The 24,232-nt window shown below is 56.3% G+C and carries 22 protein-coding genes and 1 tRNA gene; 12 read left to right on the top strand and 11 right to left on the bottom strand.

The window, feature by feature from the left end:
* Positions 1-59 precede the first annotated feature (59 nt).
* The 3 genes from AC0J4F_RS14920 to AC0J4F_RS14910 all read right to left on the bottom strand — a co-directional run bounded on the left by AC0J4F_RS14920 (position 60) and on the right by AC0J4F_RS14910 (position 1,535).
* Complete coding sequence (locus AC0J4F_RS14920; RefSeq protein WP_473023876.1) at positions 60-488, bottom strand: VOC family protein; 429 nt, start codon at positions 486-488, stop codon at positions 60-62.
* A gap of 266 nt (positions 489-754) precedes the next feature.
* On the bottom strand, positions 755-1,045 hold the full coding sequence (locus AC0J4F_RS14915; protein ID WP_473023875.1) for a YciI family protein: 291 nt from the start codon (positions 1,043-1,045) through the stop codon (positions 755-757).
* A 64-nt stretch (positions 1,046-1,109) separates the two neighbouring features.
* Positions 1,110-1,535: an organic hydroperoxide resistance protein gene (locus AC0J4F_RS14910; RefSeq protein ID WP_473023874.1), complete on the bottom strand. Its 426-nt coding sequence runs from the start codon at positions 1,533-1,535 to the stop codon at positions 1,110-1,112.
* Positions 1,536-1,680: 145 nt separating this feature from the next.
* Here AC0J4F_RS14910 and AC0J4F_RS14905 point away from each other — a divergent pair, with 145 nt between their 5' ends.
* Positions 1,681-2,421, top strand: a complete 741-nt coding sequence (locus AC0J4F_RS14905) for a MarR family transcriptional regulator (RefSeq protein WP_133946911.1) — start codon at positions 1,681-1,683, stop codon at positions 2,419-2,421.
* 18 nt (positions 2,422-2,439) lie between these two features.
* On the opposite strand, the gene mgtE is transcribed toward AC0J4F_RS14905, so the two are convergent.
* The 4 genes from mgtE to AC0J4F_RS14885 form a co-directional block, all read right to left on the bottom strand.
* A complete protein-coding gene (gene mgtE / locus AC0J4F_RS14900; RefSeq protein WP_409688655.1) occupies positions 2,440-3,855 on the bottom strand; it encodes a magnesium transporter in 1,416 nt (471 codons plus the stop codon).
* Between the two features lie 548 nt (positions 3,856-4,403).
* On the bottom strand, positions 4,404-7,658 hold the full coding sequence (locus tag AC0J4F_RS14895; RefSeq protein WP_473023873.1) for an EAL domain-containing protein: 3,255 nt from the start codon (positions 7,656-7,658) through the stop codon (positions 4,404-4,406).
* Between the two features lie 300 nt (positions 7,659-7,958).
* On the bottom strand, positions 7,959-8,414 hold the full coding sequence (locus AC0J4F_RS14890) for a DUF1499 domain-containing protein (protein ID WP_473023872.1): 456 nt from the start codon (positions 8,412-8,414) through the stop codon (positions 7,959-7,961).
* Positions 8,415-8,537: 123 nt separating this feature from the next.
* Entirely contained in the window at positions 8,538-8,897 is a 360-nt protein-coding gene (locus tag AC0J4F_RS14885) for a DUF2237 family protein (RefSeq protein WP_473023871.1), read from the bottom strand.
* A gap of 195 nt (positions 8,898-9,092) precedes the next feature.
* Here AC0J4F_RS14885 and AC0J4F_RS14880 point away from each other — a divergent pair, with 195 nt between their 5' ends.
* Complete coding sequence (locus AC0J4F_RS14880; protein WP_133946906.1) at positions 9,093-9,467, top strand: PAS domain-containing protein; 375 nt, start codon at positions 9,093-9,095, stop codon at positions 9,465-9,467.
* Positions 9,468-9,607: 140 nt separating this feature from the next.
* Here AC0J4F_RS14880 and AC0J4F_RS14875 read toward each other — a convergent pair whose 3' ends face one another.
* Positions 9,608-10,594: a zinc-dependent alcohol dehydrogenase family protein gene (locus tag AC0J4F_RS14875; RefSeq protein WP_473023870.1), complete on the bottom strand. Its 987-nt coding sequence runs from the start codon at positions 10,592-10,594 to the stop codon at positions 9,608-9,610.
* Positions 10,595-10,855: 261 nt separating this feature from the next.
* Here AC0J4F_RS14875 and AC0J4F_RS14870 point away from each other — a divergent pair, with 261 nt between their 5' ends.
* A complete protein-coding gene (locus tag AC0J4F_RS14870) occupies positions 10,856-11,437 on the top strand; it encodes an SOUL family heme-binding protein (protein WP_473023869.1) in 582 nt (193 codons plus the stop codon).
* A 13-nt stretch (positions 11,438-11,450) separates the two neighbouring features.
* Positions 11,451-11,708, top strand: coding sequence for a TIGR03643 family protein (locus AC0J4F_RS14865; protein ID WP_473023868.1), 258 nt, complete (start codon positions 11,451-11,453; stop codon positions 11,706-11,708).
* A 27-nt stretch (positions 11,709-11,735) separates the two neighbouring features.
* On the opposite strand, the gene AC0J4F_RS14860 is transcribed toward AC0J4F_RS14865, so the two are convergent.
* Positions 11,736-12,296 (bottom strand): hemerythrin domain-containing protein, encoded by a 561-nt coding sequence (locus AC0J4F_RS14860; protein ID WP_473023867.1) that lies wholly within the window; start codon positions 12,294-12,296, stop codon positions 11,736-11,738.
* A 264-nt stretch (positions 12,297-12,560) separates the two neighbouring features.
* Between AC0J4F_RS14860 and AC0J4F_RS14855 the strand changes: the two genes are divergently transcribed.
* The 4 genes from AC0J4F_RS14855 to AC0J4F_RS14840 all read left to right on the top strand — a co-directional run bounded on the left by AC0J4F_RS14855 (position 12,561) and on the right by AC0J4F_RS14840 (position 15,878).
* Positions 12,561-13,292: a dienelactone hydrolase family protein gene (locus AC0J4F_RS14855; protein ID WP_473023866.1), complete on the top strand. Its 732-nt coding sequence runs from the start codon at positions 12,561-12,563 to the stop codon at positions 13,290-13,292.
* A 170-nt stretch (positions 13,293-13,462) separates the two neighbouring features.
* Positions 13,463-14,188, top strand: a complete 726-nt coding sequence (locus AC0J4F_RS14850) for a formylglycine-generating enzyme family protein (RefSeq protein ID WP_473023865.1) — start codon at positions 13,463-13,465, stop codon at positions 14,186-14,188.
* An 81-nt stretch (positions 14,189-14,269) separates the two neighbouring features.
* On the top strand, positions 14,270-15,034 hold the full coding sequence (locus tag AC0J4F_RS14845; protein WP_209002164.1) for a DUF3750 domain-containing protein: 765 nt from the start codon (positions 14,270-14,272) through the stop codon (positions 15,032-15,034).
* A gap of 193 nt (positions 15,035-15,227) precedes the next feature.
* Complete coding sequence (locus AC0J4F_RS14840) at positions 15,228-15,878, top strand: NAD(P)-dependent oxidoreductase (protein WP_473023864.1); 651 nt, start codon at positions 15,228-15,230, stop codon at positions 15,876-15,878.
* Positions 15,879-16,305: 427 nt separating this feature from the next.
* Here AC0J4F_RS14840 and AC0J4F_RS14835 read toward each other — a convergent pair.
* Both AC0J4F_RS14835 and AC0J4F_RS14830 read right to left on the bottom strand, forming a co-directional pair.
* Positions 16,306-16,392, bottom strand: a tRNA-Leu gene (locus AC0J4F_RS14835).
* Between the two features lie 120 nt (positions 16,393-16,512).
* A complete protein-coding gene (locus tag AC0J4F_RS14830; RefSeq protein ID WP_008192565.1) occupies positions 16,513-16,779 on the bottom strand; it encodes a FliM/FliN family flagellar motor switch protein in 267 nt (88 codons plus the stop codon).
* A gap of 96 nt (positions 16,780-16,875) precedes the next feature.
* Between AC0J4F_RS14830 and lipB the strand changes: the two genes are divergently transcribed.
* The 4 genes from lipB to AC0J4F_RS14810 all read left to right on the top strand — a co-directional run bounded on the left by lipB (position 16,876) and on the right by AC0J4F_RS14810 (position 24,221).
* Positions 16,876-17,583 carry a lipoyl(octanoyl) transferase LipB gene (gene lipB, locus AC0J4F_RS14825; protein ID WP_473023863.1) on the top strand — a complete coding sequence of 236 codons (708 nt, stop codon included), beginning with the start codon at positions 16,876-16,878 and terminating at the stop codon, positions 17,581-17,583.
* Positions 17,584-17,794: 211 nt separating this feature from the next.
* Complete coding sequence (locus AC0J4F_RS14820) at positions 17,795-19,753, top strand: methyl-accepting chemotaxis protein (protein ID WP_473023862.1); 1,959 nt, start codon at positions 17,795-17,797, stop codon at positions 19,751-19,753.
* Between the two features lie 202 nt (positions 19,754-19,955).
* Positions 19,956-21,095: an efflux RND transporter periplasmic adaptor subunit gene (locus tag AC0J4F_RS14815; RefSeq protein ID WP_473023861.1), complete on the top strand. Its 1,140-nt coding sequence runs from the start codon at positions 19,956-19,958 to the stop codon at positions 21,093-21,095.
* A 6-nt stretch (positions 21,096-21,101) separates the two neighbouring features.
* Positions 21,102-24,221: an efflux RND transporter permease subunit gene (locus AC0J4F_RS14810; RefSeq protein ID WP_473023860.1), complete on the top strand. Its 3,120-nt coding sequence runs from the start codon at positions 21,102-21,104 to the stop codon at positions 24,219-24,221.
* Positions 24,222-24,232: the final 11 nt, after the last annotated feature.

Raw genomic sequence — 24,232 nt, 5'->3', positions numbered from 1 at the left:
CCGGGCTGATTTTTTGAAGCCCGGCCCCGCCCGTCAGAGGGCGGCACAGGCTGCTCCGGTCATGCCTTGAAATTCGGCCAGAGTGGTGCGGATGCCAACTCCAGAATATTCCCGTCCGGATCCTTGAAATACAGGCTGGCCCCCCCGGCAGGCCAAACCACCTCACTGATGATTTTCACCCCCTGCTCTTCAAGGTAGGACCGCCATGCATCCAGTGTATCGGCACCGATCCGGAAGGCGAAATGGCCAGGACCGCTGGAATGGTGACCTGGAACAATCCCGCCAGGTGTTTCGACATCCTCCGCTGTGTGCCCACGGTAAAAAACCAGCAAGGTCTGGGCAGGTCCGGCGTCATAGGCATATAGCCTTTCTCCCTCAACCATGCGGACCAGCCCCAGAACGTTGCTGTAAAACGTATGGGCAGCACTCATGTCATCGACATAGACCGCCGTTTCAAGAATTCCGCCGATTTCTGGCCGCTCGCTCATCTCACCTCACATTATCAAATCTGTATGTGAGCCGCAATTTGGGGGCACTGAACCGAGAATACCAGACCAAATAAAGAAATATTTTTATTTTTTTATTATTGCCGCATAAAGGTCCCTCGGCCGCTGCGGCAGGCGCAAGGCGTTGCTTCCGAGGCCGCACCGCCTCCTGGACGCCATCCTTTGCCGGAGAGCCCTGCCATCGAGACAGTGCCTACGGCCCCTTTCACACCTAGAAGAATGCCGCCAAGCCAAAACCCCTGCGCTTGTTAAAAAGAGACGCGGTCCGCAATCATGACCGGATCGAATTCAGTCACGACATAGTCGGCAAGGCCCTCCCTCTTGAATGGATCGGCCTCAAGAGCGGATTCAACGGTTTCACGGCTGGCGGCCCGGGCCAGTATTATGCCGCCAGTGCGAGGCACCTTCGGACCGGATGCTAGAAAAAGGCCAGCATCGTAATTGGCCTTCAAAAACGCCCGGTGCGGTTCAAGAAATACGGTCACTTTGTCAAGCGGAGCCACGTAGGTCAGATCAACCACAAAAAGGTTCTCGTCCATAGTCTCAATCCCTCTGAAGTCTGAAAGGCCGGCCCGGTCTGCCTGACCCGGCCGGCGCTCTCAGTTAGGCAATCGACAGTTTCACGTCGATGTTTCCGCGGGTCGCATTGGAGTACGGGCATACCTCATGCGCCTTGGCGACCAGCGCTTCGGCCTCAGCCTTGTCCATGCCCGGAACCGAGACTTCCAGAGCGACCTCCAAACCAAATCCACCCTCGGATCTCGGGCCAATGCCGACTGTCGCGGTGATGGATGTGTCTGCTGGGACCGCGATTTGTTCCTGGCTGCCAACAAATTTCATGGCCCCAATGAAACAGGCTGCGTAACCGGACGCAAACAGCTCTTCCGGGTTGTTGCCTTCACCTCCGGCACCACCGAGTTCTTTCGGCGTTGTCAGCTTGGTCTTGAACGATCCGGTAAGGGTTTCAACCGCTCCATCGCGCCCGCCGGTTGCCTTTGCTTTCGTTTCATAAAGCACTTCAACGCTCATCTCATCATTCCCTTACAACGTTAAAACTGGATTTGCCCGAAGGCACTATTTTATATCGTGCACGATATAATTTACCCACATAAGCTGCGCTGGCAAAAACGTCAACAGGTTGCGATCAAGTCGCGCGCGATTTATAAGGCGGATTATGAGCACGACGACCAATCAAATGTCTCTTCTGGACGCAATCGGCTTCAATGCGCCCGAAGACGAAAAACCCAAAAAAGACAAGAAGTCAGCTGCGCCGGAAAAGTCTTCCAAGCCAAAAAAACGGAAGGCCAAAAAGACCGCTGAAACGGCAGCCTCGGCTTCGGATGTGGCAGCAGTTGAAGTCACTGATCCAGAAGATGCAACCGGTGACGTTCCGGCGAACACATCGGACGCAGCCGTAGGAAATTCAATTGAAACCGGCGAAAAATCCGACGGCATCGGCACGCTGGAGATTCGTCCTGATGGCCCGCTGCCGCTCGACAAGTATCTGTGCTTTTCGCTCTATTCGGCAAACCATGCGATGCACGGTGTCTATAAAACGCTGCTCAAGGACGTCGGCCTGACGTATCCGCAGTTTCTTGCCATGACTGTCTTGTGGGACAAGAACAACGTCCCGGTCGGGGCGATCACGCAAAAACTTCAGTTGGACACCAACACGCTCACACCACTGCTGAAACGCCTGGAAGCCATGGGTCTCCTCACCCGCACCCGCTCCACCAAGGACGAACGGCAGGTGATCCTGAAGCTCACCCGCAAAGGCCGCAATCTCCAAAAGAAGACTGAACACTTTGCAGAGTGCATCTTCTCTTCAACGGGCCTGAGCCTTGAGGAAATCGTTGATCTCCAAACCAAGATCATGAAGCTGCGGGATAACCTCAGAAACACTGACCTCAACTGATGCAAGGTCTTCGGATCCTTAAAATGGCAAGCCAAACCAGAGTGCGGCAATGCCGAGGAAGGCGAAGAAGCCCACGACGTCCGTCACGGTTGTCACGAACACACTCGATGCGATTGCCGGATCAATATTGAGCCGGTCGAGTGCGATCGGAATCAATAGGCCGGACAAACCGGCAAACAGCATATTGATCACGATGGCGCTGCCGATCACAACGCCAAGCCCAACGCTTGAAAACCACAACCAGGCGGTCACACCGATCAGGACGGCCAATGCCAGTCCGTTCAAAAAGCTGACGAGGACCTCGCGATTGAGAACCCGCATGAGGTTCCGGGCGCTGAGTTCCTGGGTCGCGATACCCCGGACGGCAACGGTCATCGTCTGTGTTCCTGCATTGCCCCCCATCGACGCTACGATCGGCATCAGGACGGCAAGCGCAACCATCGCTTCGATTGTGTCCTCAAACAGCGCGATCACCACAGACGCCAGAACCGCGGTGCCAAGATTGACAACCAGCCAGGTCAACCGGGACCTCGCAATTGTCATGACATTGTCCGAAATTTCCTCATCGCCCACCCCGGCGAGGGCACGCAGATCTTCTTCGGCTTCTTCCTGGATGACGTCAACGATGTCATCGACTGTCAAAACGCCGACGAGTCGGTCGTTTTCGTCAACCACCGCAGAAGATACAAGATTGTAGCGTTCGAACCGCCGTGCGACCTCTTCCTGATCTTCCGTCGCCTGGACGGCGTCCAGCCGCTCGGCCATGATCGAAGTGACTTTTTCGCGCCGCTTGGTTCTCAAGATCTTGTCGAGATGGACAGACCCCAACAGTTTGAACGAGGGGTCGACAACATAGATCTCATAAAAGTCATCCGGGAGATCCCGGGCTTCGCGCATGTAATCGATGGTCTGGCCAACGGTCCAGAACGGAGCGACCGCGATGAACTCACTCTGCATGCGGCGGCCGGCGCTGTCTTCAGGATAATCCAGCGCCTTTTTGAGCTGGGCCCTGTCCGCATAGGGCAGTTCCTCAAGGATTGCGGCCTGGTCGTCTTCGTCCAGGTCCTCAAGGATGTAGACCGCGTCATCAGAATCAAGTTCGCCAAGCCCTTCCGCGATGACTTCGTTCGGCAGGTCTTCCAGAAGCTGCAGACGGACCGCCTCGTCCGTCTCCGTCAAGGCGGTGTAGTCAAAATCCTCGCCGAGAAGCCGGATAAAGGCGGCCCGGTCATCCGGATTTAAGGCCTCAAGTAGGTCGCCCGTGTCTGCTTCGTGCAAATCAGCTGCAATTGCTGACAGACCGGATTTGTCTTCCGCCGCGATTGCGGTTTCTACGGCCGCTATGAAGTCCGGATTAAGCCGTTCGTCCTCGTCGCGAACCGGGATTTGCAGCTCAGGTGAAGGGGGCATATCAAGCTCGGCAGCGTTGCTCATTTCGCCCTCCCTTTGTTCCGTGCGTTCTTGCCGGAAGCAGCCGCATCCTATTTGCTGGTGCCTCCAGAATTAACGGCAGATGCACAAAAGCGCCACCGGAAAAGCGATGAAGGTCCACAGGCTTAACGAAAGCCCGTCCAGTTAAGAGCACTTCTTCAAAGTTGCCGTTTCCCGCACCGCTGAGAGATAGTCTCTCGCCTTCGCCGGCAAAATTCTTTCCTCATCGGAAATACAAGGCTTGGCTCGCTTGAAGGCGTTTTGTGCCCGCCGGCTCTTCAAGCACACACGACCTTCTGCCAACACTTCCTGCTCCACATACCAAAGCTGCTGGCAGGTCAAGGAACCAAGCGAAGACTCGTTTGGCGTAAACTCTTGCGAATGGAGACCCGGCGGCCACAAAAGAAGCGCGACCAGCACACTACGGGCCCACGTCCGGGGTATGGGTACTGAAAACAATCGTTCGCAGGTGTGCTTTGCCATTTCCTAGGTATCGGCTCCCCCCGCTCGATTCGCAAAACCATTTCAGCCGATGAGTAGCCGAAAGTTACCTAAATGCTCCAGGAGCTTTCCGGGTGGTCATCCTGCTCAGCATCCAACGCGGCCTGGTACGCATTCACCAATTCATCAGGCTTGCTGATCAGAAAACCCTGGATATCCGAACACCCGGCCTGAATTAGAAAATTTCGCTGCGCCCGGGTTTCGACGCCCTCAGCCACAACGCCCATACCAAGGCTCTTTGCCAGAATGATGGTTGTTTTGACGATTGTGGCCGCGCTTTCGCTCGTATCAAGGTTCTCGATGAAGGACTTGTCGATTTTCACCTTGTTGATCGGCAGCCGCAAAAGGTGTTTGAGGGATCCATAGCCGGTGCCGAAATCATCAAGCGAGATCAGCACACCAAACTCATGCAACCGAACCAAATTCCGATGGATTTCTTCGAAACGCTGGTCCAGGAGCACCGTTTCCGTGATTTCAAACTCAAGCCGCCCCCGCAGGACCTTTAGATTGTCCAACTGGCGCGCAACGCGATCTGGAAATTCCGGGTCGCACAGCTGAGACGTTGATAGATTGATCGCCAACCGGCCAGGATCAAATCCCTCATCGATCAGCTTTGCAAAGTCGCGGCACGCCGCCTTGATCACGGCGCAGCCCAAGGGAACACCGAGCCCCGCATCCTCAGCAATCGCCACGAATTCAGCGGGCGATACAGGCGTTCCGTTTTGCGCCCAGCGCGCCAAAGCTTCAAAACCAACCAAACGGCCCGTTGCCGCCTCAACCTGAGGCTGGTAGGCAACAGTAATCTGGTCGTTCGCGATCGCTGCCTTCAACCCTTGCGCAAGGTCTTGGCGCCGCTCAAGGCTACGCCGGTAAAGCTCGTCGTAACATCTCCATCCGTTCCGACCGGATGCTTTGGCCTGGTAGAGCGCAAGGTCTGCACTCTTGAAGATTTCCGTCGAAGTGTCTCCATCGGCTGGCACCCGTGCCAAACCCATTGAAACCGTTGAAGGGATTGTTCGCGACCCTAGCTGGACCGGCTGGCAGAGCGCGGCATGGAGGCCGGGCATATCGGAGAGCCCACCATCGAGGCCACCGAGGCCCGGAACGATAAATGCAAATTCATCGCCACCAAGACGGGCGACCGTGCCGCCACCGGCCTGGTCGACAAACTGTTCCAGACGGGCAACGGTCTCCTGCAGAAGAAGATCACCAGCATCATGCCCCAGTGTATCGTTGACGGATTTGAACTGATCCAGGTCCACGATCCCGAACAGCGCGCTCTCTGATGCCGCCTTCGCTCTTTCCGCTATTTTGGAAAGCTCCCGGATCATGACATTCCGGTTGGCAGCGCCCGTCAGCGAATCCGTGTCGGCAATCCGGCGGATCTCTTCTTCCGCCCTTTTCAGAGATGTTACATCCGTGCGTACTCCAACGCTGACACCCCTGTCTGAAACCCGTTCACGAATTTGGACCCATCGACCATCGGTGAGTTTTTCAACCAAGATCGACTTGGGATTTCGATACGACTCCAAGCGCCGTTTTAACCAGCGTTCCTGTTTTTCCGCAGTATCTCCAGCATCCGCATATAGACCTATGTCAAGCCCATGCATCAACATCTCGCGGAACGTAACCCCGTCCTCAATGGCAGGCGCCGTATCGGCATAGTTGGAACGGTAAGCTTGATTGCACATGATCAAACGGTCGTTGCTATCAAATGCAACAACAGCGTCTGGAATTGTTTCAATCACATCCCTCAGGAGGGTCCTCGCCTCTTCAAGCTCGCGCTTATGGTTTTCCTCAGCTGTGATGTCCACAAAACTGGCCACCACTTCTTGGTCTCCCGTCGGCGTAGATCTCGTCGGCCTCGCATTCACCCTCAGCCATTGTACCCCACCATCGGGACGTTTGATCCCAACAATCTGGTTTATGACCGGTTCGCCGGTGCGCAGCGCAACGGTCGACGGCATTTCTTCTCCGCCCATTGGACGGCCATCAGGAAATATTGTGCCCCAAGTCGGGTCCATGATTTCCTGACCGCGCATTTGCGCTTCGCTCATATGAAGGAGACGGCAAGCCTCCGGATTGGCGGCAATAATCTCGCCGTTTTGACCATGAAGGACCACACCCGCCGTGACGTTGTCGACAATCGCCTGCAATCGCTGCCGGCTCTCAACGAGAGCGGTCACATCGGCCTCTATCGCCATATACCCGGTCAAAACACCAGCATCATTTCGAAGCGGGCGGATTTCCATGTCCAGCCAATACTTTTGACCAGATTTTGATTGATTGAGTATGGTTTCACGAACCGGTTCACCGGCACGGATCGCGGCTGTCAGGCGGGCGGACGTTTCAGGATCTGTTTCGTCACAGCGCAGGAAGTGGCCAGGCTTACGGCCTGCGACTTCTTCCAAGGAGTATCCAGTCAGTTCTTCGAAAGCCGGGTTTACCCATTCGATGGCACCATCTGCATCTCCAACGATGACTGGTGTTCTCGTCGCATTGATAATCTGATCGGCAAATTTCAGACGCCGGGTCAGAGCTTCCCGGCGCGTGACATCGCGCGCAACGCCCCAATGGCCGAGAAAATTGCCCTTGGAATCGTAACGCGGTTCACCGTGGACCTCAAAATGAGACGCAGATCCATCGCGCCCTCGGAGCTCGCATATAAAGCCCTCAATGGCTTGCCGGTTGGTTAAGACATCATGGAATTTGGCCGGGTTGCCGTCGAGGTCCGCTTTGTCTTCTATGATTTCCCAAAGCTTGCTGCCGGTCCAGTCCGGGAATTGTTTGACCATCAAGCCATCATCGCCCTGGATGCGCGTCAGTCGATGTTCTGCATCCGCTTCCCACAACCAATCGGACGATAGGGCCAAAAGAGTTTCCAGACGCGCTTGCGCCGCAGCTTTTTGCCGTTCTGCCGCCACAAGCGCAGTCTTGTCTGTCGCAACACCAATCCCGCCGACGATACGGCCGCCTATTATGAGCGGCACCAAGGTCGTTTCAGACATGATACGGCCATGGCGGGTCTCTGTTTCGGTCATGCAATGGACCGTTTCCCCCGCCAATACGTTTTTGTGCATCGTGGCCCAAAGCTCGACCTGCTCCTTGGGCATGCGTGTTTCGTCGGCCCGTTTGCCGATCAGGTTTCCAAAGGCTTCTCGATCAAGTTTGTTTTGGAAGACATACCGGCCAGCTCTGTCGAAAACCCAAGCAGGTTGCGGCAGATTTTCATATGCGGCACGCAGGAGATCGTATTCCGGAGCTTCAAAGCGGGCTTTCTCGTCAAACTGAGCAGGTTGCTTCATTGGCACTCACATCAGATCACACGCGCAAATTCCTCTAAGGCAAAACAACGCCCCAACAGTCATATTCATGAGCAAAGACTAAAGAAAACACGAACACAAGCTTGTAATTTCAGCACAATATACAAAGAAATTTTCTTGAGCTCTAACGGGTGACTTGTTCAACTGCAAATAATGACAATGGTCTTCAAACCCTACCAGATCAAATCGTCGGCTTTGGTCGGTGCTTTTCAGCGCTAAAACCAAAAGCGGGTTTGCCGAAGCGACGTCTACAGCAATTCAGAATTTGGCCGTGTCCGGCACTTAAGGCTGAATGCCAAGAGCTGCGAACCAACCAACCATCCGATCCTGGTTCACACCAAGATCAGAGCCACCATAAACAAGGTGCGAGTAGATGTGGACGAAATCGCCCTCCACCCAGACCTGGGTGACATCCGGAAACCCCCAGACCTTCGAGCGATGGACGAATACGAGCGGTAAATTATCCAGTGAACCTGACACGCGTTGTGTGCGGGCGGTCTGAGCAATCTGCTGTTCCAGTGCCAACAGGTTGACTGCCGCAAGCGGGCGGACAGCATAAAAACCGCCAGCAAGCTCCGTATCACCAGCGGCGGACCGCGTTGTCACCGCAGGAACATCTGCCTTGGTCACGGGCACAAAGCGGAAAAACAGGGCCGCCCCCAATCCGCATAACACCACAACAAGCGCGACCAAGCCCCAGAGCCATGAACTGCCGAAACTGAGTAGAAAACCGTTCATGATGTCCTCCGAGGCAAAGAGCAGCCACGTGAATTTTGCCTGAAGCAGGTGCCGGACAGCCGGTGATGTTTTTCGCCAAAGCGGTTCAAAGCAGAGCTTGCACCTGCTTCATCGCAGCGCACATCAATCAATGCGATAGGCAAGCAACACATCCTTCGGTACGAAATTAAGAGCACTTTCATGAGTTGCACGAGCTTTGATTTTTGGCGCCGCCCCCGCTTCATGCGCCTCCTTCCAGCGAAGGGCGCATAGGCACCAGCCATCTCCCGGCTTAAGCCCGGGAAAACCGAAGGCTGGAATGGGCGTTTGTAGATCGTTCCCGCGTGCCTTGGTGAAGGATAAAAATGCCTCCGTCACCACAGCGCAGATAACATGGCTCCCGCGGTCTTGATCATGCGTGGCACAAAACCCATCCCTGAGATATCCGGTCATCGGGTCGGTACAACAACTCTCGAGAAGATCGCCAAGAATGTTCTTTGCCATACATCACTTCCGTCAAAAATGGAGGTAAAGTTGCCATTGCGGTCAGTCGCCAGCCAGATAGAGCAAGACATCCATGCGACAAGGTAGATGGCATCAGCGAGGCCCTGAGAATTCAGCTTGCGCTTTTGTTGAATATGGCGCGCCGATGAGATCTTCTATGGTCATGCCGCAAGATAAAATCCGGAGGAAAGCGCGATGGTCACCTCTCTAACTGACGATCAACTGAGATCTCTTTTGGAAACAGAAGAACAGGACATGAGCGTCGTATTTTCCGATCCGAATGTCCCGGACAATCCGATGATCTTTGTTAGTGAAGAATTCGAACGCCAGACCGGGTACACATCGGCGGAAGCCGTTGGACGCAATTGCCGTTTCCTTCAAGGTCCGGAAACCAACCCTTTCGCGATCGAAGCGATTCGCCAAGGTTTGAAGGCCCAAACGCGCTTTACAATCGACATTCTGAACTATCGAAAAGACGGCACGCCCTTCATGAACCGGTTGCGCATCAGGCCAATCTTCGATGGCGATGGTCGACTGACTTTTTTCGCTGGTGCGCAAAACCCAGTTTAAACAGCGCACGTCCGATATCGAACGCGGTGCTCGAGCTTGTTGATTGGCAAAGGCCGCCTCAACAGAACAGTCAGGCGGCCTATTTTATTGGCGGAGAAATGCGAGTTAAACTCGTTTCCCGCCTTCAAACTATATTGCGACTACAGCTCCACAACGACCTTGCCGATCGCCTGCCCGCTTGTCAGCCGGCCATAGGCCGCCCCAACTTCCGGAAGGTGAAAACTTGTTGCATCCAAAAGCGGCTTCAGCTCCCCAGCATCAACGATTTCAGCAAGTTTGGTGAGGATGACGCCGTGCTCTGAGCGCTTGAAATCATGCAGCATGGGGATCAGCATAAAGACCACATGAAGGGACAGGCCCTTGAAATGGGCAACGCTTAAGTCCAGCTCGACCAGCGCCACTGTAGACGCGACATTTGCGTTCAGTGCTGCTGCCTCGAATGAGTTTGCCATATTGGCGCCGCCGACGGAGTCAAAGACAACATCAAAACCCTGGCCATCCGTGTATTTCGCCACATAGTCGGCGACCGCCTCGGACGTATAGTTGATGGCTGTCGCACCGTATCCTTTGATCGCAGACAATTGCGCGTCTTTGGAGCCGGTCGCATAGACCTCCGCACCAAAATGCTTCGCAAGTTGGACTGCAACATGTCCAACTCCACCAGCGCCACCATGAACCAGAACCTTTTGGCCTGCTTTGACGCCTGCGCGGGTGAGACCCTCAAACGCGGTGATACCAACAAGCGGAAGTGCTGCTGCCTCGCGCATGGTCAAAGACTGGGGCTTCTTGGCAATAAGCCGCGCATCAACTGCCATCAGTTCCGCCAATGCGCCCGGCAGATCGGCCAGCCCACCAGCGCAGCCATAAACCTCATCGCCCGGAGCAAAGCCGTCAACGCCCTCGCCCACGGCCTCAACCGTGCCGGCAAAGTCCATTCCCAAGAGGGCTGGCAACTCTGGAGACAGCGGAAGGTCGGTCCCCATCTGTTTGATCATCGTATCAACAGTGTTGACGCTGGTCGCACCAATACGCACGAGCACTTGTCCGGGTTTCACCTCAGGATCCGGCAATTGGACAGCTTCAAATTCTGCAGCCTCACCATATGCCTTTAAGACCATCGCTTTCATACATCATCTCCTTGAACAGCGTGTTGCCGCGAAGATGAGATTTTTTATTTTCCGTATAAACTGGCCAATTCAGCATTCTGTTTTCGGATTTCGCTAATAAAAGCTGGACTGATCGATCCCAATACAAATTGCTGGCCCGTTTGCCGACCCCCAGTTCTAGAGGGGGTTTGTCAGAGATGCCGCATCCTGGCGAACAGACGGGACTGGCATTCGTTCGCCGATGCACCATTTGGCTCTACAGCACCTTTCATGGAGACCTTGATGGTACGGGCAAATCACGATCGGGCAACACTTCAGCAGCCCTCTTTTGAGCTATTGCAGGAACACAGGCAGTTCGAGATCCGGCACTACCCACCAGCAGCTGCGGTCCGGATTGTCGAAAGCAACGGCCGGAGCGCGGCAACCCGAAGCGGCTTCAACGCCCTTTACAGCTACATCACCGGAAACAACGAAGATCGACATCACTACGACATGACCGCGCCGGTTTTGCAGCGGGCGTGTGATTCAAACAAAGTATCTCCGCGATCAGGCGCGACAAGCGATCTGGTGGATGGCGACTGGGAGATGTTTTTCTTTCTGCCTGACGGTGTCGACGCAGCTTCCGCAGCAGAGCCGATCAATACACGCATTGAAGCAACGACGCTTGGCGAACGAAAGGTAGCGGTTCGCAGTTTCTCCGGCCGCTGGTCGGATGAGAATTTCGCGGATGAGGCGATGCATTTGCTTGCCAGTCTGACAGAGCACGGTTTTACAACAACCGGCCCGGTCTCCTTCGCATTTTATGATGCACCGTCTGTGCTCCCGTCCAAGAGATATAACGAGGTTCAAATTGAGGTCGAGTAACGCTGAACAAGACATGCTGCCACTGAAAACCAAGTCTTCGACCCGACGCAAAAAGCTGACGGATCCCTCTCAGCTGTCTGAGGAGCATGCAAGTGAGGTGATCGAGATGGCCCTTTCCGATCACATCAGTTTTGCCGAGATTGAATTGGAATACGGGCTTCTTGAATCGCAGGTCAAAGCGCTGATGCGGGATCGCTTGAAACCCTCAAGCTACCGGGCCTGGCGCAAGCGGGTCCGCAAGTTCTCCGACCGGCGCGCGCATTACAAATGACGGTGCGTACGAACAGCTGCTGGCAACTCACAAACCATGCGCACCGTACTTCAGCAGGACCGGTACAACGAGCTCTTCTTCATCTATCAGATGGCGATCAAGTTTTCCGGAAAGACGCTCAACTGTTTCATGGAAAGCAGAGACAGCGTTTGTTTTTTCATTCGTCTGAGACAAGACGGCGTTGGCCTGATCAACAAACCCTTGCAGATAGGCGTCCAGCAGATGGTGATCGGAGTCCAGCAACTCAAACCCTTGAGCAAGCCGATTGTCTTTAGACACAAGCACGGGAAAATAGTGGTGATCTTCGATCGTGTGGTGCCCATGCAATTCAGAAACCAGCAGGGATCCGTATTGGGCAAGGTTTGATGCAAAGACCTCTGGCGCTATCGCTTTATCAAGCCGATGCTCGCACTGGGAATTCAGGCGCGCGAGAAGATCGCGAAACATCATGTGCCGTTCGAGCCAGAACTGAATCAGACCGTTGTAGCCAGAATCTTGCGTCCATCCGGTGCGTGGATAGTCTTCCAAAAGCACGCGCAAGGCGTCCGGAAGCGCGGTTCGATAGTTCAATGAGAGCTTTTCGTCCATAAGACTTCGTAGGAAAAGGCACCCAACACTGCCGTTTGAGCTTTCTGTCTGGGGCTGTGGTTCAAGAATGAATTGACGCAGTTGGGATATAGCGCTGTGGCGCCGTATTCAAAGGGCTCCACGTGTTTCGGCATACCTCACGCGAAGTCACACGAGCGCAAACCCACACGAGATTGTCATGGAGCCCACCTGTTCTATCTGACGTTTGGTCAGCGGCGGAGGCCGCGGAGCAAGTTAACGACTCGAAATAAGGTGGGATTTGATATGCGTTTCACGATACCGCTTCTGGCTACAATGATGCTGACCGGTCCAGCCCTAGCCGAAGACGTTGCCTATGACGTCTCCGGAGAAGCCTTCACCGGATACTTTGCCAAGGCTGAGGACCCGAAAGGCCTTGTTCTGATCGTTCATGACTGGGACGGCATGACCGATTACGAACGCAAACGGGCGGATATGCTTGCGGACATGGGGTACAATGCCTTCGCCCTTGATATGTTCGGCAATGACACACCAACCGAAACAGTTGACCATCGCCGGGCTGCAACTGGTGCCCTCTATCAGGATCGCGATCGCATGAGGTCCCTGATCCAAGCAGGTGTTGATCAGGCGAAACAACTGGCAGGTGACACGCAAATGGTGGTTATGGGGTACTGCTTTGGCGGTGCGGTCGCCCTTGAAATGGCCCGCAGCGACATGTCCGGCATGGCGACCGGCTATGCCAGCTTCCATGGCGGACTGTCCACACCCGAAGGTCAATCCTGGACCGGCGATGAACCACCGCTGTTGGTTTTGCACGGTGGCGCCGACACATCAATCACGCTGGATGATGTTGCAACGCTCGCCAAAGAGCTGGAAACCTCCGGCACGCCATACGCCATAGAAGTATACTCTGGCGCGCCCCATGCCTTCACAGTCTTCGGCTCGAACCGTTACCAGGAACGGGCTGATACCGCGAGCTGGGATGCCTTCTCAAACTTCTTGAACGAACAGCTCTGAGGGCGTCATTTTACTCCTGCGCGGCCAACAAACCGCGCAGTCCCGGACGACGGCTCGATCCGAGTAAACATTCCAAAAGCGGTGCTGCACGTGGCTTCGGCGGGAAGCCCGTCGAAATTAATTGCCCGGCCACCTCTAAGGGCAAACCAGAGACGACAAAGAAAGTGCTCATGCGAAGTTTGACGTGTCTGTTTCTTATGCTCGCTTTCGCTGGTAACGCGAAGGCTGAAGAGATGGTCAGTATCGGCAGCTTTGAAATAGATAGGACCGAGGTCACAATCGGCGCCTTCCGCGAGTTCATTGATGCCACAAACACAACGACGTCGGCGGAAATCGCGGGCGGCGGGGAAGTGTATGAATCCGGCTGGGTTCAAAAACCTGGCTGGACATGGCGAACGCCCTTCGGCCTTCCTGCATTGGATACGGAGCCCGCCGTGCACGTGACCTTCGAGGAGGCATCAGCTTATTGCGCCTGGCGCGGAAAACGTCTTCCGACTGATGCGGAGTGGGTCGAAGCAGCCTACACGGAGCGCCGGATCTCACCGCCCGCGCCCTTCGAACCGGGTGTGACATACCCCTACCCGACCGGAAAGAGCCCGGAAGGCGCCAACTGTCTTGAGGGTTGCGGCGCCTCACCAGCTATTGACGTCAGTGCTGTATTGCGCCGTGGCACCGGCCATGCTCCAGCCGGAACGACACAGCCCGGTGTTAACGGTCTCTACGATATGGGCGCAAACGTCTGGGAGTGGACCGAAAATGGCGCGGGCGGTCAAAAAACCACGCGCGGCGGCTCTTGGTGGTATGGGCCGCGCCAAATGCATCGTAATCACGTCGCAACAAAACCGGCAGGCACAGCGGTGGTCTATATCGGCTTTCGCTGTGCCCGGTCTTTGTAGGCGGAGTGCGCTGCCGGTGTCTTTGTCAAAAGAAAACCAAAATTGCCTCCAATCAAGAACGTCCATGACGAAAGGAACACCATGCGTCGGCTCTTGATCTGGAGTGCCTGTTTTATCCTGTTCAATTTGGCGCTGGGACTGACCGCCTATCTGTCGGGCGTCCGGTCACCGGACACCCACTGGAGCACCGCCAACCGGGAGCCCATTGGCATTGCGCCAGATCCGCGGACGGAACAGCAGGCGATCGTTCAGGTTTATGCGGCGCGGGCGTTCAGCTGGCGCGGCTATTTTGGTGTCCACAGCTGGATATCCGTGAAACCGGCTAATGCCGATCATTTTACCACTTATGAAGTCACGGGGTGGCGGGTCCGCTACGGCGGCAACGCCGTCCGGGCCTCCCGGCGTGCACCGGACAGCCGCTGGTTCGGCTCCGAACCAGAGCTTCTGGCAGAACTGCGCGGCGAACCGGCAAACGAGGCGATCGTGCGCCTGCAAACTGCTATTGACGCTTACGAATTCAACAGCATCTACACAGTCTGGCCCGGCCCCAACTCGAATACATTTGTCGCCCATCTTGGCAGAGTGCTCCCTGAATTGCGGCTGGACCTGCCCCCAACCGCTGTTGGCAAGGACTACCTGGCCTCAGGTTTATGGGCCCCAGCGCCGAGCGGCACTGGCTACCAACTGTCCTTGATGGGGCTCTTTGGGGTTCTGGTTGCCTGGGAGGAAGGATTGGAGTTCAATATTCTGGGCCTCACCTACGGCATTGATCTCAATGATTTTTCTCTGAAACTGCCAATGATCGGACGCATCGGTTTTTCATCCGGAAATGCGCCTTCGGCCTGAAGATCGCTGGGCGAAGGGCAGAGCAACTGCCCTGATCAGCGATGCTCCAACCAATCTTTGATCGGCACGCCTCTCGTTACAAAAACCGTTCCTGCGGTGTTTGGCCACGCTTGCCGGTAGGCCTTCCTGGCCGATCTTCATCCGCAGGCATGAGCGTTCCAAAAACGCTCAACGAACAGGTTTTGGAGGTCTGATGGCGAACATATTGGTGATCGGCGCCAGCCGGGGCATTGGCAAAGCAGTCTGTCTAGCAGCTGCGGAGAAAGGTCACGCCGTGCGCGCAATGTCTCGCAGTGGAACAACTCCGATGGGCAAAACCAGCGCAATTGAAGCATTCCAAGGCAATGCGCTGGATCGCGGCGACATCGATCGAGCACTCGGCGGTATCGACACAGTGGTCCTGGCTTTAGGCGTTCCGGCTTCCCTGGACATGATCACAGGCCCCGTAACCTTGTTTTCGAAGGCCACCCAGGTGCTGCTTCCGGCGATGGAGAATGCCAACATCAACCGTCTCATCGCCGTGACGGGATTTGGGGCCGGTGATAGCCGCTCAGCCATCAATCCGCTGCAACGCCTCCCGTTCAAGGCGCTTCTCGGACGCGCATATGCGGATAAAACCACCCAGGAAGCGATGATCTCGGAAAGCGGACTTGATTATCTGATTGTCCGGCCGGGCGTTTTGACAAATCAACCCAAATCCGGGCGGTACAAGGTTCTGGAAGACCCGAAGAAATGGCGCAATGGCATCATTGCGCGCGCGGACGTGGCCGATTTCATCGCGAGCCGGCTGTCAGGCGAACCGCTTGGCTGCAAAAAAACTGTTCTGATCCGCTGGCCCTTGTGATCTCTTGACCCAGCTCTCAGCTTGTCAGGCGATGGGTAACCGGTTGGATCTGAGGACATAAGAAAACCTGTCCAGCTCTGAAAAAACCGAAAATCGCAGCAAAAATTCCAGTATCTAAAAATCCATATCGAAAATGAGTGCGTAACAAACCCAGGTCCAGACCTTGGATCTTGTCTCAACGCAAGGCGTGCTGCGCTCCCCCTGCAGCAAATTGCGTTCTCCTCCTGCTGACCCGCCAACGCCAGTTGGTGGGTCATTTTTTGAACTGAAGGTCCGACCACATCAGAAACGCGGTCCCGAAGGGTGCGCGAACTTCAGACTTCCGAGGCCTGCAGTCGACGCGAAAAACGGGGTGAATACCAAAAACAAAAAAGCCGACCCATGGGCCGGCTTCTTTATGAACTCAATCACTTGGTAGTGTGATTGATGGTGCGGTCGAGAAGACTCGAACTTCCACGGGGGTTAGCCCACAGCGACCTCAACGCTGCGCGTCTACCAATTCCGCCACGACCGCTTAGTCTGTTTTCTCGGCGCTGATCGCGTCGAGGCGCTCCATGTAGCAAAAGGTTCTGAGAGGCGCAAGAGCCGAACTTGCAATAATTCACAGGCGCCTAACTTTTTTAAATTCGCCGGATTAAAGCGGTCCTTCTGTGCGCATCGGGCGGGTTTCCGGCGGCCGCATCAGGACTTCCGTGATCGAAATGCCGATGCGTTCACCGAGCAGCACCACCTGCCCTTTTGCCACGAGCGTGTTGTTGGCGTAGATCTTGACGTCGTCATCTTCATCCACATCAAGATCGATTACCGCTCCGCGGCCCATGCGCAGCAGCTGGTGCACGGGCATATGGTTTTCGCCGAGCACGACCGAGATATCGACATTGATTTCATCAAAGGTGGCCATAACACGCCTTAGTCCTTAAATAGGGCGAACATCCGCCAGCGCTGATCCTACCACGGGATCGGCAGCCTGCTCAAAAAACAAAGAAGTGTCATCCACATGTCACCTGACCTCCGCGACGCCCTGAAGTTCAGTTTTCTGCCGGAAACCGGCTCGGCACCCGTCGAATGGCGCATCTCTGATGACCTGGTCGACTATGAAGCGGCTTCGAGGGAAATGGACGAACGGGTTCAGCGAATCATCGCAGGCGAGGCAAATGAGCAGGTCTGGCTCTTGGAGCATCCTCCAATCTATACAGCTGGTCCCAGAGCCGACGACCAGGACCTGATCGCACCGGACCGCTTTCCGGTCTACCGCACGGGCCGCGGTGGCCAGCACACCTATCACGGCCCGGGCCAGCGTGTCGCCTACGTCATGCTGGACCTCAAACGCCGCAAACAGGATGTGCGCGGGTTTGTGTCGGCGCTAGAAGCCTGGCTCATCAACACGCTCTGGCACTATCACATTCGCGGCGAACGCCGGGAAGACCGGGTCGGCGTCTGGGTGCGCCGGCCGGATCGCGGCACAAACGTTGAAGACAAGATTGCTGCGATCGGAATTCGCATGCGCAAATGGGTGACATTTCACGGCATCAGCTTCAACGTGGAACCAGAGCTGGACCATTTCTCCGGGATTGTGCCCTGCGGCGTCAGCGAACATGGGGTCACGAGCCTGGTGGATCTGGGCATCCCGGTGACAATGGCGGAGAACGACAGCGTGCTCAGGGCCGAGTTTGAGAAAATTTTTGGGCCAACGACCTCTGCTTAAGTGCCCAGTGAGTTTGCTGGAGGCTGCTCAAACACCAAATGAAGTGAAACTGAAAACAAAATCACCACAAATACATTGTCATTAATAACAATAATACTTTGAATTACCTCAGATGAATGACGCTATTACGCGTCACACACATCGAAATTTAGTCTTTATTTATCGAAAACAGGCAGTGTCCGACCAATTCAACACATCTGGGACATCGGTTGTGACACAAGCGTCCACAAAACATGCTGCCAAGAGCATCATCACCAAGATCCTGCTGGCGGCTGCCGCAGTGATCATCGCCATCTTTGCAGGCTTCGGCCTTTTCAACGACACCTTGCAACGCTCTGCGAAGTCGGAGGAGATCCGGGACTACATGACCGGGGTCGGCTTTGCGGAAGCCAACTCGGTTCGAAACTGGTTCCAGGCCCGTTTGATGCTGATTACCTCCACAGCGGAAGGCGTTGCCCGGCAAGAAAGCCTCGGCGCTGATTTCTTTGATTTGCCGACCCTGACGTCCAACTTCGATGGCACCTATTTTGGCGCACAGGAAGATGGCACATTCACGATTTGGCCGGAAACCAACTTGCCGGAGGGCTATGACCCGCGCGTTCGCCCTTGGTACAAGGACGCTGTTGCGGAAAACGGCCCGACGATCACCGCGCCCTATCAGGACGCATCCAGCGATCGCCTAATCGTGACAGCGGCAACGCCTGTGAAATCGGGAGGCACCTTGTCTGGAGTGGTCGGCGGTGACTTCGATATTACCGAGATCGCAAAAATGCTCTCAGAGTCCGATCTTGGCGGAAACGGCTACGTGTTTGTGACCGACTCGCAAGGGACAATCCTTATACATCCTGAGAATGAGCTGGTATCCAAACCACTCTCAGACTTGTTTCCGAACGACCCTGTCTCTGTCTCCAGCGATACACAGTATGCGTCGACGCAGTTCGGCGATCGCATCATCCAGTTTGTTCCAATCGAAGGCCTGCCGGTTGATTGGCAGATTGGTTTGTCCCTTGACCGGGATGCGGCCTATGCCAGCTTGGCGAGCCTTCGCAATTCGGCATTCATCGCCACAGCAATCGCAACGGTCCTGATGCTGGTGATCCTTGGCTCACTCTTTCAGACGTTGCTCGCGCGGCCTTTGGCATCGGTCACACGGGCCATGAGCGAGATTGCCGGCGGCGATCTTGATTGCCCGGTTCCAGGCGTAGAACGCAAGGACGAAATCGGGTCGATCGCCAATGCGGTGGAGGTCTTCAAGACAAATGGCAAGGCCCAGCGGCAACTGGAAGCGGAACAGGCATCCGAGCAGCTGGCCAAGCAAAACCGCGCAGAAACGGTCGATCGCCTCCTGAACGACTTCAACCACGAAATCCGCGGTGTATTGGAAACCGTTGCCCATGCAACGGGCGAGCTGGAAGGCACGGCCCGTGAACTGGCGGAAACCTCAGAGAAGAGCTCCAACGATGCAGCCTCAGCCGCCAAGACTACGGGCGACACCGCCGCGAACGTCCGCTCGGTTGCAGCTGCTTCCGAAGAGTTAACCTCGTCGATTGCAGAAATTGCCCGCCGGGTTGAAGACCAGGCAAGCATTGCCGGCAAGGCCTCGACAGCTGCGGCCAATACGGATGAGACGGTTCAGAGCCTTGTCGCGACAACCGATCGGATCAGCCAGATTGTCAGCCTGATCAACGACATTGCGGCACAGACCAACCTCCTGGCCTTGAACGCGACGATTGAAGCTGCCCGCGCCGGAGAAGCCGGCAAGGGCTTCGCTGTCGTTGCGTCCGAAGTGAAATCGCTTGCGAACCAGACCGCCCAGGCGACCGAGGAAATCGCCACACAGATCCAGGCCATGCAGTCTGTGTCCGATCAGACAGCAACGGCGATCAAGGACATTGCCAGCGTCATCGGTGAAATGACCGAGATCTCCCAAGACATCTCTGTCTCCGTCGAGCAGCAAAGCATGGCAACAACGGAGATCTCGCGGAACGTCAACGAAGTGTCATCCGGCACGGATGCAATTTCAGAGACCATGTCGCAGGTCTCCAGCGGCGCGCAATCGACCGGACGCAATGCGACCGATGTCTTGTCCACTGCCGAAGCCTTGATGGCGCAATCGAAGACCCTGAGCTCGAAAGTCGACCAGTTCTTCGACGGCATCCGCGCGGCCTAATCGGCTCGTGCACAAACAACTTCCGCACGGCTCACCACAGCCGTGCGGAGATTGGCGAGATCCGCTGCGTCATCTCTTATCCCGTCTTGCTTGACCGCCCCGGCTGACTTGATCTGATTGCCACCGGCAATATATCTATAAGCTGCAAGGACCAATGCTGACCCGGTGTCACGCTGGACCATTCCGACGAAGGCATTGGATAATGGGATTTTTCAAGCAACTGTTGGTGCTGTGTGTGCTGGCTGGGCTCGCCGGCGGCGGTTACTGGTACTACGAAACCCACATGACGATCGCGGCCGAGGGCTCTGGTGAACGCAGCCAACGGGGTGCCCGGCTGGTTAAGGTTGAGGCGGTTCCTGCCAAGGAAACAGAACTCCCTGTCTTTGCCGAAGCGGTCGGTACGACACGCGCCTTGCGGGCTGTCGATATCGTGCCTCTGGCAGAGGGACGCATTGTAGAGATCGACATCAAGTCCGGCCAAGAAGTAACTGCGGGCACCGTTCTTGCGCGGCTGGATGATGAGATTGAACGGGCAACGCTCGCAGAAGCCAAGGCACGCGTGAACGAACGCCGCCTCGCCATGGAACGCGCAGAAGCGCTGCGCCAGACCAACACCATCAGCCAAGCAAACCTGGAACAATTGCGCTCCGAACTTGCCATCGCCAATGCCGAACTCGACCGGGCACAACGCCGCTTGGCGGACCGGACAATCCGCGCCCCGTTCACTGGTGTTTTGGGCATAAGTTCGATTGATCTTGGAGCCCGGGTGGAAACCTCCACGGTTCTCACCCATCTGGATGATCTGGCCGAGGTGGAAATCGAATTCCGCTTGCCGGAAACGGTCTACGGGCAGATTGTGCAAGGCCAGCCGGTCACCGCCACCAGCGCAGCATTTCCTGGCCGCTCGTTTACCGGAAATGTTGCTGCAATCGACAGCCGTGTCGATCAAGCCTCCCGGTCCTTCCGTGTCCGGGCCCGCCTGCCCAACCCGGATCGGGTCTTGCCGGTCGGGATGTTCATGCGGCTCGAGATTGAATTGAGTATCCGACAGGCGATTGTTGTTCCGGAAGAGGCGCTCCAGGTCGAAGGCGGGACCATCTTCCTGTTTGTCGCAGATGGAGACACGGCTGAGCGGCGTAATGTGACCACTGGTCTGCGCCGCAGCGGCTTGGTTCAAATCTCAGAGGGTGTGGAAACCGGCGAAAGCGTTATTTACCGCGGGATCCAATCGCTGCGCGATGGTAGCAAGATCGAGGTGATCGAAGGCCAGCCCGAAGCCCAGGATGATGCCTCCGGAACACCGGAAACGGCTGCGAAGGCGCAACCGCGTCAACGGAGCTGACGGCCTATGTTGTCCGATCTTGCCATCCGCCGCCCGGTTTTGGCCGCCGTTGCCAGTCTTCTGATCATCGTGTTCGGGATTGGTGTCCTGACCTCCATCCCGGTCCGCGAACTTCCGGACATCGATACGGCGGTCGTCACCGTCACGACAACTTATCGCGGTGCGGCTCCGGAAGTCATCGACACGGACCTTACGGAGATCATCGAAGGATCTGTTGCTGGTGTGGCCGGGGTCAAGACAATCAGCTCAAGCAGCCGACGGGGCCGCAGCCGTGTTGTCGTGGAGTTTGAAGTCGGCAACGACATTGATGCGGCGGCAAACGATGTGCGCGATGCTGTGTCCCGTGTCCGGGCAGATCTTCCGGCCGATGCGGACGAACCACAAGTGGTCAAGAACGACGCGGATTCTGACCCTGTCATGCGCCTCGCGGTCACCTCTGACCGATTGAGTGCGGCTGAGATCACCGATTATGTCGACCGTTATGTGATCGACAGGCTGGCGACAGTTCCGGGTGTCGCATCGATTGACACCTATGGCGGCAGGCCAAAAGCTGTGCGGGTCTGGCTGGATCGCCGCGCCATGGCCGCCCGAAATCTCACGGTTGTCGACATTGAACGCGCTCTTCAGCGCGCCAACCTAGAATTGCCGGCCGGCGAACTGGAGTCGGATGCACGCCAATTGTCGGTGCGCCTCAACAGCCGGCTGCCGACCGTTGATGCATTTTCAAATGTCGTGATTGAGCGGGTCGGAGGTTATCCGATCCGCTTGCGCGATATTGCAACAGTTGTGGCCGGCGTCGCGCAGGATGACACGATTGTCCGGAACAACGGCAAGACTGCCGTTGGATTGGCGGTCATCCGGCAAAGCCAATCAAACACGCTTGCCATTTCAGAAGCCGTCCGTGAAGAAATCGATGCACTTCAGCCAAACCTGCCAGCCGACATGCAGATCGAAGTCGGCTCGGACGATGCCATTTTCGTGGGAGCTTCAATCCGGGAAGTGGTGATTGCTCTGGGCGTGTCACTCGGGCTTGTTGTCCTGGTCATCCTGTTGTTCCTGCGATCCCTGCGCGCAACCTTGATACCGGCAATCACGATCCCGATCGCTTTGATCGGAACCTTTGCGGCGATCTCCGCACTCGGGTTCTCGGTCAACGTTCTGACCCTTCTCGCCCTCCTCCTAGCCATCGGCCTGGTGGTTGATGACGCGATTGTCGTTCTGGAGAATATCCAGCGGCGCATCGATCTCGGAGAGAGCCCGTTGATGGCGAGCTTCCTGGGTACCCGCCAGGTCACTTTTGCCGTCCTTGCAACATCAATGACATTGATTGCCGTGTTCGTGCCCCTCTCCTTCCTGCAAGGCCAGGTCGGGCGGCTCTTTGTCGAGTTCGGGTTCGTGATGGCGAGCGCGGTGGTTATCTCGACCTTTGTTGCGCTGACCGCTTGCCCCGCACTGGCATCCCGTATTCTGACCAGATCCAAAACACCTCAAGCCGGATCCAATGAAGGTACGCCTGCCGAGCCTTTGGTGCTTCGGTGGTTTCGGAAAGTGGTCACGCTTGCGGTCCGCATGCCGCTTGTCATCCTGGCGCTTGCAGGCAGCATCGCCGCACTCGGCTTTGTCGTCTATGAACAGCTGCCGCGCGAACTGACCCCGAGCGAGGATCGTGGAATTGTTTTTGTGCCCCTGTCTGCCCCGCAAGGCAGCACGGTGGGGTTCACCGATCAGGCCTCCCGCCAAGTCGAAGGCATTGCAGAACCACTCGTTGCTTCCGGCAATATCGAAACGGTCTTCACCTATACGGGCACCTGGGGCCGCCAGAACCGGGCCTTTGTCGTCCTGCGCCTCGCAGACTGGGAAGACCGGGAAAAATCCCACCGCGACGTCGTTCGGGCCATGATCCCGAGCATGGGCCAGATTACTGCAGCTCGGGGCTTCCCCATCACACCGGCTGGCCTTGGCTTGCGTGGCAGCCGCACGCCGCTGCGCATCGTTGTCAGCGGTCCTGACTTTGAAAGCGTGAAGGTGTGGGCTGCGCAGCTGTTGGAACGCGGTCAGGAAAACCCGAACCTGCGCAATCTGGAAATGGACTACGAGGAAAACCAGCCACAGCTCGACATTTCTGTTGATCGTGAACGCGCTGATGACCTTGGTATTTCCGTAGAGACGATTGCAACGACACTGCAAACGCTACTGGCCTCCCGCGAAGTGACCACCTATCTGGAACGCGGCCGAGAGTATCCGGTCCTCGTCCAGGCTGCGGCCAATGACCGGGCCTCTCCAACGGATATCGAGTTCATCTTCCTGCGCGCTGATGACGGCGACACACTCGTTCCGCTCAGCGCCCTTGTGTCGCTTGATGTCAACGCTGCGGCTGCGGAACTGCGCCGCTACGACCGTTTGCCGTCCATCACGATCGAAGGCTCCATTGCGGAAGGGTATTCGCTTGGCGATGCCATCGAATACATGGAGGGTGCAGCATCCGAGATCCTTCCCGCGGAGGCCCGGATCAGCCTTGCCGGTCAGTCGCAACAGTTCCGCGAAACATCAAGCGGTGCTGGGTTCACCTTTGCGCTGGCGCTCCTGATCGTGTTTCTGGTCCTCGCCGCCCAGTTCGAGAGCTTTGTCCACCCGTTCGTGATCATGCTGACCGTGCCGCTCGGCGTTGCGGGTGCCGTCTTTTCGTTGGCAGCGGCCGGCCTGTCGCTCAACATCTACAGTCAGATCGGCATCATATTGCTTGTCGGATTGATGGCGAAAAACGGCATTCTCATCGTCGAATTCGCAAATCAGCTCAGGGATGAAGGCAAGGACGTTACGCAAGCGGTCATCGATTCAACGGTCCTGCGCCTCCGGCCAATCGTCATGACGGTCGTCTCCACCGTATTGGGGGCAATGCCGTTGGTGCTGGCGAGCGGTGCAGGTGCCGAGAGCCGCATTGCAATTGGAACCGTGATTGTCGGCGGGTTGCTCCTGTCCGGTATCCTGACGCTGTTCCTGACGCCTGTGCTCTACAGCTTGCTCGCGCGCTTCACCGAACCACGTTCCGCGATCGAGCGGCGGCTGAACACGGAACTCGGCAAACGCGGCACCGCGGCAGGAGCCGAAACCCCGCCTGCGGAGTAGGCCAAAAGGAT

The sequence above is a fragment of the Roseibium sp. R5 genome (assembly GCF_055755305.1).
This window is presented reverse-complemented; position numbering and strand designations above follow the sequence as displayed.

What these genes read in the sequence shown, in the direction of transcription:
- AC0J4F_RS14920 (WP_473023876.1), bottom strand. Translation starts at nt 488, where the DNA reads ATGAGCGAGCGGCCAGAAATCGGCGGAATTCTTGAAACGGCGGTCTAT.
- AC0J4F_RS14915 (WP_473023875.1), bottom strand. Translation starts at nt 1,045, where the DNA reads ATGGACGAGAACCTTTTTGTGGTTGATCTGACCTACGTGGCTCCGCTT.
- AC0J4F_RS14910 (WP_473023874.1), bottom strand. Translation starts at nt 1,535, where the DNA reads ATGAGCGTTGAAGTGCTTTATGAAACGAAAGCAAAGGCAACCGGCGGG.
- AC0J4F_RS14905 (WP_133946911.1), top strand. Translation starts at nt 1,681, where the DNA reads ATGAGCACGACGACCAATCAAATGTCTCTTCTGGACGCAATCGGCTTC.
- mgtE (WP_409688655.1), bottom strand. Translation starts at nt 3,855, where the DNA reads ATGAGCAACGCTGCCGAGCTTGATATGCCCCCTTCACCTGAGCTGCAA.
- AC0J4F_RS14895 (WP_473023873.1), bottom strand. Translation starts at nt 7,658, where the DNA reads ATGAAGCAACCTGCTCAGTTTGACGAGAAAGCCCGCTTTGAAGCTCCG.
- AC0J4F_RS14890 (WP_473023872.1), bottom strand. Translation starts at nt 8,414, where the DNA reads ATGAACGGTTTTCTACTCAGTTTCGGCAGTTCATGGCTCTGGGGCTTG.
- AC0J4F_RS14885 (WP_473023871.1), bottom strand. Translation starts at nt 8,897, where the DNA reads ATGGCAAAGAACATTCTTGGCGATCTTCTCGAGAGTTGTTGTACCGAC.
- AC0J4F_RS14880 (WP_133946906.1), top strand. Translation starts at nt 9,093, where the DNA reads ATGGTCACCTCTCTAACTGACGATCAACTGAGATCTCTTTTGGAAACA.
- AC0J4F_RS14875 (WP_473023870.1), bottom strand. Translation starts at nt 10,594, where the DNA reads ATGAAAGCGATGGTCTTAAAGGCATATGGTGAGGCTGCAGAATTTGAA.
- AC0J4F_RS14870 (WP_473023869.1), top strand. Translation starts at nt 10,856, where the DNA reads ATGGTACGGGCAAATCACGATCGGGCAACACTTCAGCAGCCCTCTTTT.
- AC0J4F_RS14865 (WP_473023868.1), top strand. Translation starts at nt 11,451, where the DNA reads ATGCTGCCACTGAAAACCAAGTCTTCGACCCGACGCAAAAAGCTGACG.
- AC0J4F_RS14860 (WP_473023867.1), bottom strand. Translation starts at nt 12,296, where the DNA reads ATGGACGAAAAGCTCTCATTGAACTATCGAACCGCGCTTCCGGACGCC.
- AC0J4F_RS14855 (WP_473023866.1), top strand. Translation starts at nt 12,561, where the DNA reads ATGCGTTTCACGATACCGCTTCTGGCTACAATGATGCTGACCGGTCCA.
- AC0J4F_RS14850 (WP_473023865.1), top strand. Translation starts at nt 13,463, where the DNA reads ATGCGAAGTTTGACGTGTCTGTTTCTTATGCTCGCTTTCGCTGGTAAC.
- AC0J4F_RS14845 (WP_209002164.1), top strand. Translation starts at nt 14,270, where the DNA reads ATGCGTCGGCTCTTGATCTGGAGTGCCTGTTTTATCCTGTTCAATTTG.
- AC0J4F_RS14840 (WP_473023864.1), top strand. Translation starts at nt 15,228, where the DNA reads ATGGCGAACATATTGGTGATCGGCGCCAGCCGGGGCATTGGCAAAGCA.
- AC0J4F_RS14830 (WP_008192565.1), bottom strand. Translation starts at nt 16,779, where the DNA reads ATGGCCACCTTTGATGAAATCAATGTCGATATCTCGGTCGTGCTCGGC.
- lipB (WP_473023863.1), top strand. Translation starts at nt 16,876, where the DNA reads ATGTCACCTGACCTCCGCGACGCCCTGAAGTTCAGTTTTCTGCCGGAA.
- AC0J4F_RS14815 (WP_473023861.1), top strand. Translation starts at nt 19,956, where the DNA reads ATGGGATTTTTCAAGCAACTGTTGGTGCTGTGTGTGCTGGCTGGGCTC.
- AC0J4F_RS14810 (WP_473023860.1), top strand. Translation starts at nt 21,102, where the DNA reads ATGTTGTCCGATCTTGCCATCCGCCGCCCGGTTTTGGCCGCCGTTGCC.